Source organism: Dactylosporangium sp. NPDC051541, from assembly GCF_044454505.1.
GTDB lineage: Bacteria > Actinomycetota > Actinomycetes > Mycobacteriales > Micromonosporaceae > Dactylosporangium.
Genome location: NZ_JBITDU010000002.1, coordinates 90,517 through 108,101, shown reverse-complemented (window position 1 = coordinate 108,101; position 17,585 = coordinate 90,517). Strand labels below are relative to the sequence as shown.

The 17,585-nt window shown below is 70.9% G+C and carries 17 protein-coding genes; 7 read left to right on the top strand and 10 right to left on the bottom strand.

Features of this window, described 5'->3' with window-relative positions; all coding sequences use genetic code 11:
* Window positions 1–37 precede the first annotated feature (37 nt).
* The gene (locus ACIA8L_RS08570; protein ID WP_395904147.1) at window positions 38–424 is read right to left on the bottom strand and encodes a VOC family protein; all 387 of its coding nucleotides are present in this window, start codon (window positions 422–424) and stop codon (window positions 38–40) included.
* 305 nt (window positions 425–729) lie between these two features.
* Here ACIA8L_RS08570 and ACIA8L_RS08565 point away from each other — a divergent pair, with 305 nt between their 5' ends.
* Entirely contained in the window at window positions 730–1,575 is an 846-nt protein-coding gene (locus tag ACIA8L_RS08565; protein ID WP_395901987.1) for a tyrosine-protein phosphatase, read from the top strand.
* Between the two features lie 36 nt (window positions 1,576–1,611).
* Here ACIA8L_RS08565 and ACIA8L_RS08560 read toward each other — a convergent pair whose 3' ends face one another.
* Window positions 1,612–2,433 carry an SDR family NAD(P)-dependent oxidoreductase gene (locus ACIA8L_RS08560; RefSeq protein ID WP_395901985.1) on the bottom strand — a complete coding sequence of 274 codons (822 nt, stop codon included), beginning with the start codon at window positions 2,431–2,433 and terminating at the stop codon, window positions 1,612–1,614.
* 63 nt (window positions 2,434–2,496) lie between these two features.
* Between ACIA8L_RS08560 and ACIA8L_RS08555 the strand changes: the two genes are divergently transcribed.
* Window positions 2,497–3,273: a helix-turn-helix domain-containing protein gene (locus ACIA8L_RS08555; protein WP_395901983.1), complete on the top strand. Its 777-nt coding sequence runs from the start codon at window positions 2,497–2,499 to the stop codon at window positions 3,271–3,273.
* A 144-nt stretch (window positions 3,274–3,417) separates the two neighbouring features.
* Window positions 3,418–3,951: a GNAT family N-acetyltransferase gene (locus tag ACIA8L_RS08550; protein WP_395901981.1), complete on the top strand. Its 534-nt coding sequence runs from the start codon at window positions 3,418–3,420 to the stop codon at window positions 3,949–3,951.
* 158 nt (window positions 3,952–4,109) lie between these two features.
* Here ACIA8L_RS08550 and ACIA8L_RS08545 read toward each other — a convergent pair whose 3' ends face one another.
* A complete protein-coding gene (locus tag ACIA8L_RS08545) occupies window positions 4,110–6,530 on the bottom strand; it encodes a glycoside hydrolase family 3 N-terminal domain-containing protein (protein WP_395901979.1) in 2,421 nt (806 codons plus the stop codon).
* A 68-nt stretch (window positions 6,531–6,598) separates the two neighbouring features.
* A complete protein-coding gene (locus tag ACIA8L_RS08540; RefSeq protein ID WP_395901977.1) occupies window positions 6,599–6,943 on the bottom strand; it encodes a winged helix-turn-helix transcriptional regulator in 345 nt (114 codons plus the stop codon).
* 73 nt (window positions 6,944–7,016) lie between these two features.
* Here ACIA8L_RS08540 and ACIA8L_RS08535 point away from each other — a divergent pair, with 73 nt between their 5' ends.
* Window positions 7,017–7,898: an alpha/beta hydrolase gene (locus ACIA8L_RS08535; protein ID WP_395901975.1), complete on the top strand. Its 882-nt coding sequence runs from the start codon at window positions 7,017–7,019 to the stop codon at window positions 7,896–7,898.
* A gap of 161 nt (window positions 7,899–8,059) precedes the next feature.
* Here the strand turns inward: ACIA8L_RS08535 and ACIA8L_RS08530 are convergent, their stop codons facing one another.
* The gene (locus ACIA8L_RS08530) at window positions 8,060–8,617 is read right to left on the bottom strand and encodes a GNAT family N-acetyltransferase (RefSeq protein WP_395901973.1); all 558 of its coding nucleotides are present in this window, start codon (window positions 8,615–8,617) and stop codon (window positions 8,060–8,062) included.
* Window positions 8,618–8,789: 172 nt separating this feature from the next.
* The gene (locus tag ACIA8L_RS08525; RefSeq protein WP_395901971.1) at window positions 8,790–9,488 is read right to left on the bottom strand and encodes an SDR family NAD(P)-dependent oxidoreductase; all 699 of its coding nucleotides are present in this window, start codon (window positions 9,486–9,488) and stop codon (window positions 8,790–8,792) included.
* Window positions 9,489–9,573: 85 nt separating this feature from the next.
* On the opposite strand from ACIA8L_RS08525, the gene ACIA8L_RS08520 reads away from it, so the two are divergent.
* Entirely contained in the window at window positions 9,574–10,410 is an 837-nt protein-coding gene (locus ACIA8L_RS08520) for a helix-turn-helix transcriptional regulator (RefSeq protein WP_395901969.1), read from the top strand.
* A gap of 80 nt (window positions 10,411–10,490) precedes the next feature.
* On the opposite strand, the gene ACIA8L_RS08515 is transcribed toward ACIA8L_RS08520, so the two are convergent.
* From ACIA8L_RS08515 to ACIA8L_RS08505, 3 genes are all read right to left on the bottom strand, one after another.
* Window positions 10,491–11,219: an ABC transporter permease gene (locus tag ACIA8L_RS08515; protein WP_395901967.1), complete on the bottom strand. Its 729-nt coding sequence runs from the start codon at window positions 11,217–11,219 to the stop codon at window positions 10,491–10,493.
* A 493-nt stretch (window positions 11,220–11,712) separates the two neighbouring features.
* On the bottom strand, window positions 11,713–13,257 hold the full coding sequence (locus tag ACIA8L_RS08510; protein WP_395901965.1) for an ABC transporter permease subunit: 1,545 nt from the start codon (window positions 13,255–13,257) through the stop codon (window positions 11,713–11,715).
* On the bottom strand, window positions 13,254–14,189 hold the full coding sequence (locus ACIA8L_RS08505; protein WP_395901963.1) for an ATP-binding cassette domain-containing protein: 936 nt from the start codon (window positions 14,187–14,189) through the stop codon (window positions 13,254–13,256). The genes ACIA8L_RS08510 and ACIA8L_RS08505 overlap by 4 nt, the downstream gene beginning before the upstream one ends.
* A gap of 86 nt (window positions 14,190–14,275) precedes the next feature.
* Between ACIA8L_RS08505 and ACIA8L_RS08500 the strand changes: the two genes are divergently transcribed.
* On the top strand, window positions 14,276–14,938 hold the full coding sequence (locus tag ACIA8L_RS08500) for a response regulator transcription factor (RefSeq protein WP_395901961.1): 663 nt from the start codon (window positions 14,276–14,278) through the stop codon (window positions 14,936–14,938).
* On the top strand, window positions 14,935–16,056 hold the full coding sequence (locus ACIA8L_RS08495; protein WP_395901959.1) for a sensor histidine kinase: 1,122 nt from the start codon (window positions 14,935–14,937) through the stop codon (window positions 16,054–16,056). The genes ACIA8L_RS08500 and ACIA8L_RS08495 overlap by 4 nt, the downstream gene beginning before the upstream one ends.
* A 722-nt stretch (window positions 16,057–16,778) precedes the next feature.
* Here ACIA8L_RS08495 and ACIA8L_RS08490 read toward each other — a convergent pair.
* On the bottom strand, window positions 16,779–17,540 hold the full coding sequence (locus tag ACIA8L_RS08490; protein ID WP_395901957.1) for a class I SAM-dependent methyltransferase: 762 nt from the start codon (window positions 17,538–17,540) through the stop codon (window positions 16,779–16,781).
* Window positions 17,541–17,585: the final 45 nt, after the last annotated feature.

Here is a 17,585-nt window from a genome sequence, read left to right as displayed (position 1 = left end):
TTCCCGTTGCTCGCCTGCTGCGCGTTGCTGTGCTCGCTTACTGCGCGGCGATCTGGATCAGGTTGCCGCAGGTGTCGTCGAACACCGCCGTGGTCACGGGCCCCATCTGGGTCGGCGGCTGGGTGAAGACGACACCGGCCGCGACGAGCCGCTCGTACTCCTGCTGGACGTCCTCGACCGCGAACGACGTCGCCGGGATGCCGTCGTCGACGAGCGCGTCCCGGAACGGCTTGACCGCCGGGTGGTCGGATGGTTCGAGGAGCAGCTCGACCCCGTCCGGCTCGCCCGCACCGACGACGGTCAGCCAGCGGTGCTCGCCGCCGAGCGGGATGTCGTGCTTCTTCACGAAGCCCAGGATGTTCGTGTAGAACTCCAGAGCCTTCTGCTGGTCGCTGACAAACACGCTGGTCACGTTGATTCGAATCGTCACACCCGCCAGCATAGGCAAGTCACGGCTTGCCTATCAACCCCGCCACACCGCCGATTGTGTTCACGCCGACGTTCGGCAACGCTTTCCCGGCGCTCTGGTGTCTCGACCACGACCCCAGGCCGGGCTGAGCCGCACCGGGCCGCGCCGGGCTGAGCTGGGCCGCACTGCACCGCGCCGGGCCGCCGAACCGGGCCGGACTGGACCGGGCGCCGGATCACCCGGGCGGGGCAGCGGGCCGGGTCGGGCCGCCCCGCCGGCCGGGTTCTCCGCGTCGTGTGAACGTCATCTTGATGTAGGGCGTGGCCAAGACAGCGGTCAATGTCCGGGTCGAGGGTCGGCCGCATGACGATCACACGACGGGCCGCGCTGGCCCTCGCGGCGGCACTGCTCGCCGGTTTCGCCGTGGCCACCCCCGCCCAGGCTTCCTGGGAGCGGTCACTGGGGCTGGCCAACGCGACCAACTTCCGCGACGTGGGCGCTACACCACCACCGACGGCCACACCGTCCGCAGCGGCGTGGTGTTCCGGTCCAACAAGCTGTCCAACCTCACCGCCGCCGAGTGGCAGGTCGTCACCGCGCACGGGATCAACCGCGACGTGGACCTGCGCAACATCCAGGAGCGCAGCGACGAGCCCGACCACGCCCCGGCGGGTGTCGCGTACCAGGTCGCCGACGTCGCCTCCTTCAGCCACGGCATCCGCTTCCACGACAGCGCGGGCGTCACCCTGCTCGCCGCCCTCGCCGCCGGCCTGCTCTCCGGCTCCTCGGACCTGGGCCAGTCCATCGGCTACCCGTTCATGGTCAACTTCGTGGGCGCCGACTACGCGTTCCGCGACACGCTGCGCGCGATCGCCACGAACACGTCCGGCGGCGTCGTGTACCACTGCTCGGCCGGCAAGGACCGCACCGGCTGGGCCACCGCGGTGCTGCTGACGCTGCTGGGCGTCCCGATGGCAACGGTCGAGCAGGACTTCCTGCTGAGCAACACATACCTGGCCCGCTCCGACGCGGTGCAGGTGGCGTGGCTGCACGCGGCGTTCGCGGAGCTGAACCACATCTACGGCACGTTCAGCGCGTACTTGCACACGGGCCTGATGCTGACCGACACCGAGATCGCCGCCATCAAGTCCCGCCTGCTCGTCTGACGCGGGCCGCCACGCTGACAGCATGTGTTTACAACGTCAGCTATCAGCGTCGGCGGTGGCGGCCAGCTCGTGCCAGTCGCGCCAGGTCTTGAGGCGGTCGGCGTAGACCCGCTCGGCGACGGCGTAGGGGTAGGTCCCCAGGAACAACCGCAGCGGCGGCTCGGCCAGGTCGACCAGGTCCCGGACCGCCTTCGCAGTGGCCCGCGGATCGATCGGCACGTGCCCGGCCGCGGCCGCCCGCCGCGCCTGCCGAAACTCGTCGTACGCCGGGTCGGGCTCGGCCCACACCGCCGAGTCTCCGCTCCAATCCGTGCCGTACGGCCCCGGTTCGACGATGGTGACGCGCACCCCCGCCGGCGCGACCTCCTGTGCGAGAGCCTCGGAGAGCGCCTCAAGCCCCCATTTGCTCGCGTTGTACGCCCCGAGCAGCGCAAACGCCGCCACTCCCCCGATGCTCGACACCTGCAGCAGGTGCCCCGATCCCTGCGCCCGCAACATCGGCAGCGCGGCCTGCGTCACCCACAGCGGCCCGAGGAGATTCGTGTCCAGCTGCGCCCGCACCTGCTCCTCCGCCAGTTCCTCGACCGCCCCGAACAGTCCGTAGCCGGCGTTGTTCACCACGACGTCGAGCCGCCCGAACCGCTCCCACCCGGCCGCGACCGCAGCGAATGCGGCAGCACGGTCCCTGACGTCAAGCGCCACCGGGTGTACCGCATCGGGAAACCGCCGCACCAACTCGTCCAGCGACTTGACGTCCCGGGCGGTCGCCACGACCCGGTCACCGCGCTCGAGGGCCGCCTCCGCCCACACCCGCCCCAACCCGCGCGACGTGCCGGTGATGAACCAGATCTTCGTCATGCCCCGATCCTGCGTCTCGCCTGGCCCGGTAGCCAGCACCCCGCGAGGGATAGGGTTCTGGGCGTGGACGACAACCGCCTGGGCGAATACTTGAAGGCCCGCCGCGCCCAGGTCCGTCCCGCAACCCCCGGCGGCCGCCGCCGGGTGCCGGGCCTGCGCCGGGCCGAACTGGCGGCCGCGGCGGGCATCAGCGAGCAGTACCTCATGCGCCTCGAACAGGGCGTGGACCGAAACCCCTCGGCCCAGGTCCTGACCGCATTGGCCCGCGCCCTGCACCTGGACGCCGACGCCCGAGCGCACCTGGATCACCTGGCCGCACCGATCTCCTCGGCGCCGTCACCCCGGTTGGAACTCCCAGCCGAAGGCGCACAGGACCTCTTGGACGCTTGGACCGGCATCCCCGCATACGTCCGCGGCCGCCGCTTCGACGTCCTGGCCGCCAACGAACTGGCCCAGGCTCTGGTACCGGCGCACCGCCCCGGCCGCAACCTGGTCCGCGACGTCTTCCTGGACCCGTCGATGCGCGACTTCTACGCCGACTGGCCAACGGTGGCCCGCTCAACGGTCGCCGCCGTCCGCAACGCAGCCGGCACCAACCCGGCCGACGAAGTCCTGATGACACTCGTCGCCGAACTGCGGGAAGCCAGCGAGGATTTCCGCGACCTGTGGTCCCGCCACGACGTCCAGCCGACCCGCGACGAGCACAAGCTGTTCCGCCACCCGAGGATCGGCACTTTCCAGCTGTGCCGCCACGTGCTCCACATTGCCGGCTCCGACGGCCAGGTCATCATCGCCTACCGCCCACCTCCGGGCTCCGACGTCCTGACCCGCCTCATCTGAACCGTCTCACCCGGGACCCGCGCTGACCGGACCCCGCGCTCGATCAGCACCCAAGCCGTCGGCGTCGGCGCCCGTGGCGGAAACGGCGCTCCGGCCGGCTTCGGGGCTGTTCCAGCCCGCGGACTTGCCGAGGCGGCCGTCACCGTGAACGATCGGGCCATGGTTCACCGTCGTGGCATGCGCGGATCGTTGACCACGGCGCGTCTGGACCTGCACGCTGTCGAACCCGACGACGCCGAAGCACTGCACGAACTCTTCAGCGATCCGCAGACCCACACGATCGGCGACGGACCGTTGCTCGACATCCGGGAGACCCAGAGCTGGATCAGCCGTCGGCAGGCTTGCCGGCGGGAACTCGGCCTGTGCTGGTACGCGTTGCGCGAACGGGCATCCCGCCGCCTGGTCGGCAACTGCGGTGTCTTCGCCGGGCGCACCGGACCGGACGAACCGGAGGTCGGGTACGAGATCAGCCACGCCTTCCGCGGCGTTGGCTACGCCACGGAAGCGGCCGTCGCCGTCGTCGCCGAGTGCGCCCGGGTCGGCCTGCCACGGGTTTGGGCGACGGTCAGGCCGGCCAACACCGCTTCGCTGCGCGTCCTCGAGCATCTCAACATGGCGCTGAACCGCAGCGAGACGGATCGGAAGGGCGTCCTGCACTATCTGTCGCGTGTGCCGTGACCGCTCGAAGCGGCCGCGCACGACGCCCTCGGCCACCGATGTGTCGATCGTGGCCCACCGAACCGCCGCCGCGGCGGTGGCCGGCTGTACTTGGCCCCGCCGGACTCCCAGGACGCCGGCAGCACGGCCCTGCTACGACGATGGACGTCGGCGCGGTATCACGTGACCGTGCAGGTGGCTCCGTTCACGGTGAATGCGGTCGGGCGCGGGTTGGAGCCCGAGTAGGTGCCGTTGAACCCGGCCGACTGGGACGCCCCCGGGGCCAGGGTGCCGTTCCAGGTGTCGCTCTTGGCCGTCACCGCCGCCCCGGACTGCGACCACGTCGCCGACCAGCCCTGCGACACCTTCTGGTTGCCCGGGAACGTGAAGGCGAGGGTCCAGCCGTTGATCGTCGTCGAGCCGGTGTTCTTGACGGTCACCGTGCCGGTGAACCCGCCGCCCCAGTCGTTGACGGCGTAGGTCACCGCGCACCCCGCGGCCGGCGGCGGGGTCGTGGTCGTCGGCGGGGTCGTGACCGTCGCCGAGCCGGACGCGGGCCCGGTCCGCCCGGCCGAGTCCACGGCGACGACGGTGTAGGAGGTGGTCGTGTTCGGCGTCAGCCCGGTCAGCTGGTAAGTCGTCCCGGTCACGGTCGCGACGAGCGTGTCGCCACGGTAGACGCGGTAGGAGGCGGCCGTGGTGCCGGTCGTCGGCGCCGTCCAGCTGAGGCTCGCGGACGTGCTCGTCACCGCCGAGACCGTCGGCGTGCCCGGCTGCCCGGGCGCGCTCGGCGGGGGTGTCGTGGTGTAGGTGAGCCCGAACCCGTACGCGAACAGCCCGGTCTTGCCGTCTCCGTCGTTGATCGGCTCCTGGGACGCCGACTGCATCCACGTGACCGGCAGCTTCCCGGTCGGCGCGTAGTCCCCGAACAGCACGTCGGCGACGCCGGCGCCCTCGGTCCCGGGCAGCCACGCGGCGATCAGGCCGCTCCAGTCGGGCAGCTGGGCCGCGATGTCGAGCGGCCGCCCGGAGACGAGGACCACGACGACGGGCACGCCCGCGGCCTTCAGCGTGTTCAGCGTCTGCAGGTCCGTCGCGTCGAGGCCGAGCGACGAGGGCCGGTCCCCCTGCCCCTCCGCGTACGGCGTCTCGCCGACGACCGCGACGGCTACGTTGTAGCTGCGGTCGATGCCCGAGCCGGCCGCGTTGTAGGTCACCGAGGCCGACCCGGCCGCGGCCCGGATGCCCTGCAGGATCGTCGTGCCCGACGTGGTGTTGCCGGCGGCGCCCTGCCAGCTGACGGTCCAGCCGCCGCTCTGCAGGCCGATGTTGTCGGCGCTCTTGCCGGCGACGAAGATCTTGCCGCTCTTGGCGAGCGGCAGGACACCGGTGTTCTTCAGCAGGACCTGCGACTCGCGGACGGCCTGCCGAGCGACGGTGCGGTGGGCGGCGTTGCCGACGGTCCCGGTGAGCGTCCGGTCCGCGTACGGCTTCTCGAACAGCCCGTACTCGAACTTCTTCGTCAGGATCCGCCGCACCGCGTCGTCGATCCGGGCCGTCGTCACCCGCCCGGCCTGCACCTCGCTGCGCAGCGTGTCGATGAACTGCTTCCACGCGGTCGGCACCATCACCATGTCGATACCGGCGTTGACGGCCCGGCGGACCTCGGAGGCGGTGAAGCCCACGCCGCCCTCGATCTGGTCGATGCCGTTCCAGTCCGACACCACGAACCCGTCGAAGCCGAGCTCGCCCTTGAGCACCCCGTTGATCAGGTAGTCGCTGCCGTGCAGCTTCTGCCCGTTGAACGACGAGAACGACACCATCACCGACGCGACGTGGCGGCGGATCGCCTCCTGGAACGGCGGAAGGTGGATCGCGCGCAGCTCCGACTCGGAGATCTGGGTGTCCCCCTGGTCGACGCCGCCGGTGGTGCCACCGTCGCCGACGTAATGCTTGGCCGTGGCCATGACCCCGCCCGACTGGTAGCCGTCGATGATCGTCGCCATCGACACCGGCAGCTCGGGCTGCTCACCGAACGACTCGTAGGTGCGCCCCCACCGGTCGTTACGCACCACGCAGAGGCAAGGCGAGAACGTCCACTGCACCCCGGTCCCGCGCACCTCGTCCGCCGTCACGCGCCCGATCTGCTGCACCAGCGCCGGGTCCCGGGTGGCACCGAGGCCGATGTTGTGCGGGAACAGGGTCGCGCCGACCACGTTGTTATGGCCATGGACGGCGTCGGACCCGTACACCAGCGGGATCTTCAACGGCGTCGCCAGGGCACCGCGCTGGAAGTTGTCGGTCATGTCGGCCCACGAGCTCGCCGTGTTCGGCGACGGCGCCGACCCACCACCCGAGAGGATCGACCCCAGCCGATACTGCGTCACCTCGGCCGCCGACACCGACCCGCGCTCGGCCTGCGTCATCTGCCCGATCTTCTCGTCGAGGCTCATCCGCGCCATGAGGTCCGCGACCCGCTGCGGCACGGGCAGCGTCGGGTCCAGGTATGGCTCGGCGGCCGCGGCGGGCAGCACCCCGACCAGCGTCGCGGCGGCGACGGAGAGGGCGACGACGGCGGTGAGGAGCAGGGGGCGGCGCATGGTTGGAGGGTAGGCAGGGGGTACGACAGTTTTGGGGCGGTCGATCCCGGGTGGGGTGAAGGTGCAGGTCAGGCCGTTGGTGACGGTGTAACATTCATCGAGGCCCAGTCGCAGATGGCCTGCAGCGGCCCTTCAAGGGTCTTGCCGAGCGCCGTCAGCCCATACTCGACATGCTGGGGCGCGGCCTCCTTCAACACCCGCCGTTCGACGAGCCCGTCGGCCTCCATACCGCGCAGCGTCTCCGTGAGCACCTTCTGCGTGATCCCGGGCACCCGCCGCCGCAGCTCCGCATGCCGCTGCGGCCCGGCCGCCAACGCGTAGATCAGCAGCACCCGCCATTTCGCCGCGAGCCGCTCCAGCGCCTGACGGGTCACGCACGACTCGTCAAGCACATCGGGAACCACCAGCGCCACAGACTCTCCCGCCGCCAAGGGCACCGCGAAGTGCCTTCTTCTCGTGTACTGCCTGAAAGCCTAACCTCGCCACATGGCGGTACACCTCGAAGCACTTGCATTTGTAACCGACGGCATAACGCTCAGCGGACACCTGCGCACCCCCACCACCCCGGCACCGGACGGCGGCTACCCGGCCCTGGCCGTCACCGGCCCGTTCACCGGCGTCAAGGAGCAGGTCGCCGGCGACTACGCCGAGCGGCTGACCGAGGCCGGCTTCGTCACCTTGGCGTTCGACCACCGCGGCTTCGGCGCCAGCGGCGGCCGCCGGGCCCACGAGGACACCCAGGGCAAGCTGACCGACCTGCGCGCCGCCGTGACGACCCTCGCCGCCCACCCGGCGGTCGACCCGCACCGGATCGGCCTGACCGGCATCTGCCTCGGCGGCGGCTACGCGGTCCGCGCCGCCGCCCAGGACCCACGCGTCCGCGCCGTGGCCGGCATCGCCGGCGGCTACAACAGCCCCCGGTTCTTCGCCGCCGACCCGGACGGCTACCACGCGGGACTGGCCGGCTTCATCGCCCGCTACGACGAATTCATGCCGGCCGTGGCCCCGGACGGCGGCGAGGCCGCGATGTCGGGCGAGGAGCCGTGGTCCTACTACGGCACCGCCCGCTCGGCCGCCGAGACCTGGGAGAACCGGGTGACCCGCGGCTCCCTGCACAGCCTCCTGACGTTCGACGCCCTGTCCGCCGCTCCACTGCTGTCGCGCACCCCGCTCCTGGTGGTCCACGGCAAGGTCGACGCGTACTGCTCCCCGGACCTGGCCGCGCAACTGTACGACCAGGCAACCGGCCCGAAGCACCTCGAGTGGCTCGATTGCGACCTCCACGTCGACCTGTACGACAACGAGCCGTACGTAACCCAGGCCGCCACGGCAGCCGCCACGTTCTTCAAGGAGCACCTGCAGACCTAGTACGGCAGCCCGGGTTCGTTATGTAGATGACCGGAGATGAGTCGGTCGGTGTTCTGTCGGCGTACGGATGCCAGTGCAGAGCCAGGTACGCGTTGACGTACAGAGCAGTACGTCGGCGAAGACGCGAATACCTGGCTCCGCACAAACCGTCAGGGGCGCTGCTACGGGTGTTGGACCGTGACCTCGTAGACGATCTCCAGACCGTCCTCGTCGTCCCACTCCTCGCCGACCTTGACGAAGCCGTACTGGGATGCCAGCCGGTAAGAGGCGACGTTGTCCGGACGGATGCTCACCCGCGCGGTGCGTACCTGCGCCTCCCGGGCGGCTCGCTGGAGCAGGGCCTCCAGCGCCGCACGGGCATAGCCGCGGCGCCGGAATGCCGGGTCGACCGTGTATCCGATCTCCACCATCCCTGACGGGTCGGGCGGACCGTGGTAGCCGGCGTGGCCAACGGCTACCTGCTGCCGTTCACACCAGATAACGCCATTGACCCATTCCGCGTTGGCGGGATCCTCCGCGAGCTGCCTGACCCGCATCCGCCACACGTACCTCGACGCGGGGTCGACGAACAGCGGCGGGAGAAGCACCGGGCTCATCGCGTTCGCCGCGGTCAGGTCGCCATCGGCCAGAGCCTGGAACACCGGCCCGGTCAGCGGCACAATGCGCACCTGCTGCACAGCACGCCGTTCAGGGGGATCGATCCGTTCCGCTGAGGTCATCCGAAGACCCTGCCACGACACGCCGAAGGAATCCCGCGAATTTCGGGCGGCCGGCTGGCCGTCGCTACCTCGGTGACAGCGGTCGGCGGAGCGGGCATGCCAGTTCCCGAGCCGCCCGGCCGTGGGGCGAGGCGGCGCATCGGTACGACGTTGAGGAGAAGGGCTGGGTCGGTCAGGACCAGGAGCTCTCCTGGTGTCGGTCGACGAACCGGCCGGACTTGTGGCCTGGGCCCTCGGTGGCCAAAGCCACGATCGCGTCAGTGCCCTCGGTGACCGTCTGCGGGCCGGAGTGGCCGTTGAAGTCGGTGGCGGTGTAGCCCGGGTCGGCCGCGTTGATTCGGATGGCGGGCAGTGCTTTCGCGTACTGGGTGGTCAGCATGGTCAGCGCGGCCTTCGACGCCGTGTAGACCGGGGCGATGTAGGACGACTCCGGGCGGGAGGGGTCATGGGTGGCCTCGAGCGAGCCCATGCCGCTGCTCACGTTGATGATGACCGGGTCGGCCGAGCGGCGCAGCAGGGGCAGGAACGCCGTTGTCGTACGGACGACGCCGGCCACGTTCACGTCCATGACGCTGAGCACGTCGGCGCCGGTCAGCCCGCTCGGGTCACCGGCCGGGCCGTGCACGCCGGCGTTGTTGATCAGGACGTCGACCGTGCCCTCGTGAGCCTCGACATCCGCGGCCGCTGCCGCCACCGACGCGTCGTCGGTGACGTCGATCGGCACGAAGCGCGCGCCGAGCCGGTCCGCCGCCGACCGGCCGGTCTCCTCGTCGCGGGCCCCCAGCAGCACGGTGTGACCCGCCGCGACCAAACGGCTGGCCGTCTCGAAGCCGAGGCCGCGGTTCGCCCCGGTGATGAAAGTGATCGTCATGCACCCAGCCTGCGCCGTGGCCGGCCGGGCAGCCAGGCAAGACGACTACCACCCTGGTCCCCGCCCGGCGCGTCAGAATGGGTTCATGAACGAGCTCGGCACCACCCTGCGCACCTGGCGCGACCGGATCTCGCCGGCCGCGGTGGGGCTGCCCGCCGGCCGCGGCCGTCGCGCGAAGGGCCTGCGCCGCGAGGAGCTGGCCGAGTTGACCGGCATCTCGGTGGACTATCTCGTACGCCTTGAGCAGGGCCGCTTCACCAACCCGTCGGCGCAGGTCGTGGCGGCACTCGGCCGGGCGCTGCAGCTGGATGACGACGAGCGTGACCACCTGTACCGGCTCGCCGGCCTTCGCCCCCCGGGCCCCGACGAGATCACCGACCACATCTCCCCCAGCGTGCAACGGGTGATCCGGCGCCTCGGCGACGCGGCGGTGGCCGTCTTCGCCGCCGACTGGCAGCTCATCTGGTGGAACCGTGGCTGGGCCGCGCTGTGCGGCGATCCGAGCGTCGTGCCGCCACACCGGCGCAACTTCGCCCGCGACACCTTCCTCGCCGACGGCCTGCGGTACAACCACCGCTCGGTGCTTTCCGCTGGCTGGCAGGACGCCGCGCTGGTGGCCGACCTGCGCCGGGCGACCGGCCGCTTCCCGGCCAGCCGCCGTCTGGCCGCGCTGATCGACGAGCTGACGGCGGCCAGCGAGCGCTTCGCCGGGCTGTGGGCGACCGGCGCGGTCGGCGCCCACCACACCGGGCACAAGGTCATCGACCATCCGGAGGTCGGGCCGATCACCGTCGACTGCGACGTCCTCACCGACGGCGAGGCCGATCTGAAGATCGTCGTGATGAGCACCATCCTCGGTTCGGAGGACGAGACAAAGCTACGCCTCGCCACCCTGGCCGGCCATCGACTGATCGAGAGCTGAGATATGCAGATGATCCGAGGATGGTCGACCAGGCGCCACCGGCCATAGTCTGCGCAGCCGCGACCGACGACGAGCTGCGGTCAAGCGTCCCGCCGGGCCAGCAGGAACCAGCCGGCGAGCAGCGCGGCGAGGGCCCACAGGGCGAGGACGCCCAGCCCGGCCCACGGCCCGATCGGCAGCGTCGCCAGATCCTTCGTCGCCTGGATGGCGGACCCGGCGGACATCGGCCCGATCTGGTCGAGCCGCCGGGACCACGCTTTGTCGGACACGGCGAGGGTCACGATCGGCCACGCGTACATCAGGCCCAGCACGATCCCGGCCGCGGCCGCCGGACTGCGCACCGCCGTGGCCAGCCCGAGGCTCAGCAGCGCGATCAGCTCGAGGTACAGCACCGACCCGGCCGCCGGCCGCCACCAGAATGCGTGCGCCGGCAGCAACACCCGCCCCACGAGCACCGAACCAGCGACCCCGGCCACCGACGCGACCGAGGTCGTTGCGAGCAACACGACCGCCTTCGCCAGGAGCAGCCGCGTCCGCCCCGGCACAGCGGCCAGACTGACCCGCACCATCCCCGTCGCGTACTCGTTGCCGATGACCAGCGCCGCCAGAATCGCGATCACGGCCTGCCCGAGCTGCACCCCGGCGAGGGAGACCTTCGGCAGGTCCGCCGTGCAGCCCGTCGCGCACGAGATCGCACCGGACACGAACGCACTCAGCCCGATCGTCGCCGCGACGACGCCGAGCAGCAGCCACCAGTTCCCCGCCGAGGTGCGCAGCTTCGTCCACTCAGCGTGCACCGCGGCCTTCATAGATCCCTCCCGCTCAGCCCAGGTCTCGGCGCACTGACCGGACCGCTGCGACCCATCGGTGAGCGGAACCGCGTCCATGCAGCGTTCGCCATGGCCCTCGTACGCCGGGCAGCTTCTGCACAGCCGACCGGCACCTTCCGAAAACTCGGCGGTACACCAAGCTCGACCCGGACGGCGTTCGTCGCGACCCCCGCCACGCACTCCTGCGAAGACGCACCCAGCTCCACCCGCAATGCGCTCGTCCCGGCCGCCGTCCTACATCCCTCCGGCGACGCACCGAGCTCCACCCGCGCGGCGTTGGTCGCGGCCGCCGTCACACGCTCTTCCGGCAAGGATGCGGGCTTCACCCGCACGGCGCTTGTCCTGCCCGCCGTCCTACGCCTCTCCGGCGACGTGCCGAGCTCGACGCAGACGGTGTTCGTCGCGACCGCCGGCACGCATCCCTCGGGCGGAGCACCGAACTTCACCCGCGCGGCGCCCATCTCGGCGGTTGTCATGCGTCCCTCCGGCGCAGCACGTATCCGGCTCCGCCGAGCACCACCGCGACCCACACGGCGAGCACGGCCAGGCCGCCCCACGCGCTGAGGGGGAAGTATCCGTCGGCCGGCGAGTAGATGTTGTCGACCTGGTCGTAGCGCGGCTCGCTCTGCTGCAGCGAGAAGGCCGCGGCCGGGGTAACGCTCAGCAGCCAGGCGCTGGCCCGCAGCGGCAGTACCGTGATCGACAGCAGGTAGGGCAGCACGACCACGACGATCGCCGCCGTGACGGCGGTGACGCCGCGGCGCAGCAGCACGCCCAGTCCGGTCGCGAGGGCCGCGCAGCCGGCGAGCAGCACCGCGGTGCCCGCCGCGACCCGCAGCTCGGTCAGGGTCGAGGCCGGTTTCACGTAGACCCCGTTGTCCCGCAGCACGTCCTGCCCGAAGGTCACCACGAGCGCCGCGGCGGCCAGGCCGAGTGCGAACGTGACGGCCCCCAGGACCAGGGCCTTCGCGGCGAGCAGGCGTCCGCGGCGCGGTACCGCCGCGAGCGTGGTGCGGATCAGCCCCCGGCGGTACTCCGCCGCCGCGAACATCGCCCCGATGACGACGACCACCATCAGACCCAGGAACGTGCCGATGAGCGTCTGGCTGATCGTCACCCCGCCGCCGGTCGCGCCGGACACCGCCGGCCCGATGTCACCGGAGCCGGTCACCGACCATCCGTCCGCGGTCTGCTGAGAACCGGTCCGCGGTCCGTCCGCCCGCGCGGTCGTCCCGGTCGGCCGCGACGGCTCCGTCGCGTCCGGCTGCTCCGCGGTGGCATTGCTCTCCCACGCCGATGACCAGGAGCCGGTGGTCGTGGGCCGTTCGAACGAGCCGGTGGCGGTGCTCGGCCCGCCGGAGACCCCGCTGAGCACGACCGACTCGTTGACCTGCTCGGAATACTGCGGCGACGTGGCGAACATCCCGGCCGTGACGGTCGCCGGCAGGCCCGGCAGCCGCGCGGTCCCGACCTCCGCCCACGCGGTGCCGTCCGCCGACTGTTCGGCCTTGATGGTGTCGCCGGTGCGGGTCAGTCGCAGCCACACCGGCTGCGCTTTGACCTTCGCGCCGGCGGGCCCGCCCTTGTCGTGAACGTAGTTGTACTGCATCCGTACGCCATGCTCGCCGGTCAGCATGACGGCCGCGTAGGCCGAGCCCGCCTTCGTGCCGTCCCTGACCATCAAGCCGGCCTTCGCCCACGGGGCCAGCCCGTCGCGGGTCTCCGGCCCGTCGAACGTGGGCAGCTGCCCGGTCAGGCCGGCCAGCCGGACCGTGATGCTGCCGTCGCCGGTGAGGGTCCGGTGCACGTAGGTGGAGCTGTCCGTGACCTCCTGCCCTTCCGGTCCGTGCAGCGTGGCGCACTCCGACCCGGGCCCGTTCTGGCCGCACGAACCCGCCCGGCTCGGGGTGAGGCCGAGCGCGATGATGACCGCGGCCGCGGCGAGCAGGCCGATCACCCAGCCGCGCACGGTGCGCAGTTTCGTCCACTCGGCGTGCAGTGTCCGCAGGAAGCTCATCGCCGTGCCTCCCCGGCTGCGGTGGCCCGGAACTCGACGGCGTCGCGGGTCAGCTCCAGATAGGCCTCCTCGAGGGTCGCCCGGTGCCCGGCGACCTCGGAGAACGGCACCTGGGCGACGCTGAGCAGCGCGATCACGTCCTCGGCGGCCAAGCCGGTGACCGTGAGCGTGCCGTCGCTGTTGGGGGCGACGGATTTCGCTTTCCGCCGCAGTACCCCCGAAGCTTGATCAATCGCCGAAGAGCGCACGATGATCCGCCCGTTGGCGGCGTCGGCCAGCAGCTGCGCCACTCCCGCGTCGGCGATGACCCGCCCACGCCCGACCACGACGATGTGGTCGGCGGTCCCCTGCAGCTCGCTCATGAGGTGGCTGGAGACCAGCACCGCCCGGCCTTCGTCGGCCAGTTCGCGCAGGAACGTGCGCATCCAGATGATGCCTTCGGGGTCCATGCCGTTGAACGGCTCGTCGAGCATCAGAGCCGGCGGGTCGCCGAGCAGGGCTGCGGCGATGCCGAGCCGCTGGCGCATGCCGAGGCTGTAGCCGCCGGCGCGGCGCCGCCCGACGCCACCGAGACCGGCCAGCTCGAGCACCTCGTCGGCGCGGCGGGACGGGAGCCCTTGGGAGTGTGCGAGCCAGAGCAGGTGGTTGCGGGCGGTCCGGCCGGGCTGCAGCGCGGACGCGTCGAGGAGCGAGCCGAGGTGGCAGAGTGGCTTGGCAAGGCTTCGGTATGGGCGGCCGCCGACCAGAGCACGGCCGGCGTCGGCGGCGTCCAGCCCCAGGACAACGCGCATGGTTGTGGATTTGCCGGCCCCGTTCGGCCCGATGAAGCCCGTGACGTGCCCGGGCCGGACCGTGAACGTCATGCCGTCCAGCGCGAGGCTGGGGCCGAACCGCTTGCGAAGGTCTTCGACGGTGATCGTGGCGTCATGCATGAGGACGGTTGTACGCGGCGGCTGGTGTCAACCAGGTGTCAACGGCTGACACCTGGTTGACACCTACGGCCTGGCAAGGTGGAGGCATGCGAGTGCTCGTCGTCGAGGATTTCGAGATCCTGGCCCAGACCATCGGTACCGGGCTGCGTCGTGAGGGCCTGGCCGTCGACGTGGTCCTGGACGGCGGTGAGGCGCTGGAGCGGCTTGTGGTGACACCGTACGACGTGGTGGTCCTCGACCGCGATCTGCCCGGCCTCAGCGGCGATGACGTGTGCCGCCACATCGTCACCGCGCATCCGGCCAGCCGCGTGCTCATGCTGACCGCGTCGGGCACGGTCCGCGACCGCATCGAGGGGCTCGGGCTCGGTGCCGACGACTACCTTCCCAAACCGTTCGACTTCGACGAGCTGGTCGCCCGCATCCGTGCGCTGGCCCGCCGCCCGACCAACATCCTGCCGCCGGTCCTGAGGATCGGCGACCTCACGCTCGACCCGGCGCGCCGCACCGCCGACCGGAACGGGCATCGGCTGGACCTGAGCCCGAAGGAGTTCGGTGTGCTGGAGTGCCTGATGGCCGCCGAAGGCCGGCCGGTGTCGGCGGAGGATCTGCTGGACCGCGTGTGGGACGAGGCCACGGACCCGCTCACGACAGCGGTGAAGACCACCATCCGCCGGCTGCGGGCCCGACTCGGGAACCCGCCCGTGATTCATACCGTTCGTGAGGCCGGCTACCGGGTGGGTCCGGCATGAAAGCCCGCTGGACACTGCACCGCCGGACCCCTGCCGATCGGCCCGGCATCAAGCGGCGGTGGACGCTGCGGCGGCGGCTCACGCTGCTCTACGCGGGGCCGTTCCTGGTGTCGGGCACCGTGCTGCTGTTCGTTCCGCTGCTCGGCGCGAGCCGGAGTGTGCCCGCCGGGGAGGGCCTCGCCCCGCCGGACCTGCCAGAGGTGCAGGTGCAATCCAACATGGTGCCGCTCATGGTGTTCTCGGTGCTGGCCATGACGATCGTCGCGATCGTGCTCGGCTGGGTCGTCGCCGGGCGGTTCCTGCGGCCGTTGCGGCTCATCGTCGACACGGCGCGGGACATCTCGGCCACGAACCTGCACCGCCGGCTGGGGCCCACCGGCCGCAGCGATGAGCTGGCCGAACTGGCGGAGACGCTCGACGACCTGTTCGAGCGGCTCGAGGCGAGCTTCACCGCACAGCGGCGATTCGTGGCCAACGCCTCACACGAGCTGCGGACGCCGCTGACCGCCCAGCGCACCCTGCTGCAGGTGACACTGCTGGACCGCAAAGCGTCGCAAGAGGAGCTGCGAGCCGCCGCGCAGGAAGTCCTGACCCTCGGGGAGTCGCAGGCTCGCCTCATCGACTCGCTGCTCGACCTGGCCAGCGGCGAGCAGGGGGTGGAGCGTCGGGAGGAGGTGGACCTGGCGGAGATCGCGCAGTGGATTCTGGACGTGCGGCGGATCGACGAGCAGGATCGGGACTGGCTGTACGTCAAGCTCAGGCTCGAGCCGGCGACCACCACGGGCGACGCCGATCTCATCGAGAGCATGATCGCGAACCTGGTCGACAACGCCATCAAACACAACGTCGGCGGCGGGTTGTTGTTCATCGCGACTGACGTCGTCGACGGGCGGCCGACGGTGACGGTGGAGAACGACGGGCCGGTGGTGCCGCCGGAGGACGTCGAGCGGCTCTTCCAGCCGTTCCAGCGCGCCGGCGCCTCGCGGGTGCGTACCGGTGACGAGGGCTACGGACTCGGGCTGGCCATCGTGCGCGCGATCGCCAACGCCCACGACGCCGACCTCACCGTCGCACCCCGGGAAGGAGGCGGCCTCAAGGTGACTGTCAAATTCCGATAGGGCTGCCGGTGAAGGCCACGACTGCGAGAGAGGTACCGCACGCGACGGCGTTGCTGGCGGCGGGAAATCGCATGGCCGGACTGCGGCTGCGGAAACGGAAACTGCCGCGTCTGCGGCTGTGTCTGCGGAAACGGCTGCGGCTAGGGGAAAAGGCTGCGGAAACGGCTGCGGCTGCCGCTGTGGGAGAGGTACCGCGCGCGATGGCGTTGGCGGCGGCGGACGGGGGTTGCTCGGGACCGCGGGTTGGTGAACTCGAGGGCTGCGCTGACGGGATGGGTGGGCAGTGTTAATTAACGGTGCTCGGAGACGGGGGCTGAGACCGTACGCGCCCTCGGGACCGCGGGTTGATGAACTCGAGGGCTGCGCTGACGAGATGGGCGGGCAGTGCTAACGGTGCCCGGAGACGGGAGCTGAGACCGTACGCGCCCTCGGGACCGCGGGTTGATGAACTCGAGGGCTGCGCTGACGAGATGGGCGGGCAGTGCTAACGGTGCTCGGAGACGGGGGCTGAGACAGTACGCGCGGTTGAACCACGCCGCGGTTGAACCACGCCGCGGTTGAACCCCGCTGCGGTTGGGGTCTGCGGGTTCGATGGCGGGCGGTTCGGCTTTGCGTCGGGTTGCTCGGGGGCGCGGCAGCGGAGGTGTTGTTCCCGCCCGGCGGGGTCCAGGTCAGGTCAGCGGCCAGGTTGGGTCAGGTTAGCGGTCAGGTCAGGTCAGCGGTCAGGTCGCGAACGGGGCGGTGGCGGTGGCGTAGACGCGGTGCATGAGGTTGAAGTTGGCCAAGGAAGCTTTGCCTTCGTCCTTGAGCGATTGCATTGCTGGGTCGTCCACGTTGGATGCCACGGCGGCTTGCCATAGGGTTCGCTCGGCTTGGCGCCAGGTGGGGCGGTCCTGGGACGTTACGTCGGCGAAGCCGGCCTTGGTCAGGTCTCGTTGGAGGTTCACGGCGCGGATTCTGGCGGGGACTCGGTCGTCGGTCGGGTCTGCGGGTTCCCAGCAGGTCAGGGCCAGGCGGCCGCCTGGTTTGAGGAGGCGGCGGAACTCCAGGAGAGCGGTCAGGGGTGGGGCGGCGAACTGGACCGCGTCCACGCACATGATGGCTTCGGCTACCGCTGTCGGTAGGCCGGTTTCGGTCAAGGTGCCCAGCTGGAAGGAGAAGCGGGACGGTAGACGTTCGGCGGCCAGGATCCTGGCCTGGTCCAGGGCCACGGCTGAGAAGTCGATGCCGATCAGGGAGGCCTTGGCGCGGCGGGCTATTTCGATGCCGTAGCCGCCGCGGCCGCAGGCTATGTCGAGGAGGAGGTCGTCCGGGCCCAGGCGCAGCGTTGATGCCAGCTCGTCCAGGCCCTCGCCGGTCAGGACGCCCGGGAGGCGGAGGTCGGCCGGGACGCCCAGGGATTCGGCGATGAGGGCGTCGCGGGTCTCCGAGCTGGTCATGTCGGCGTACCACTGGTCGAAGTACGCCGCGTCTAGCGATGTCATGCCGACAGGCTAAACCTCACCACGACGTCCCGAATGCCCCGAAAG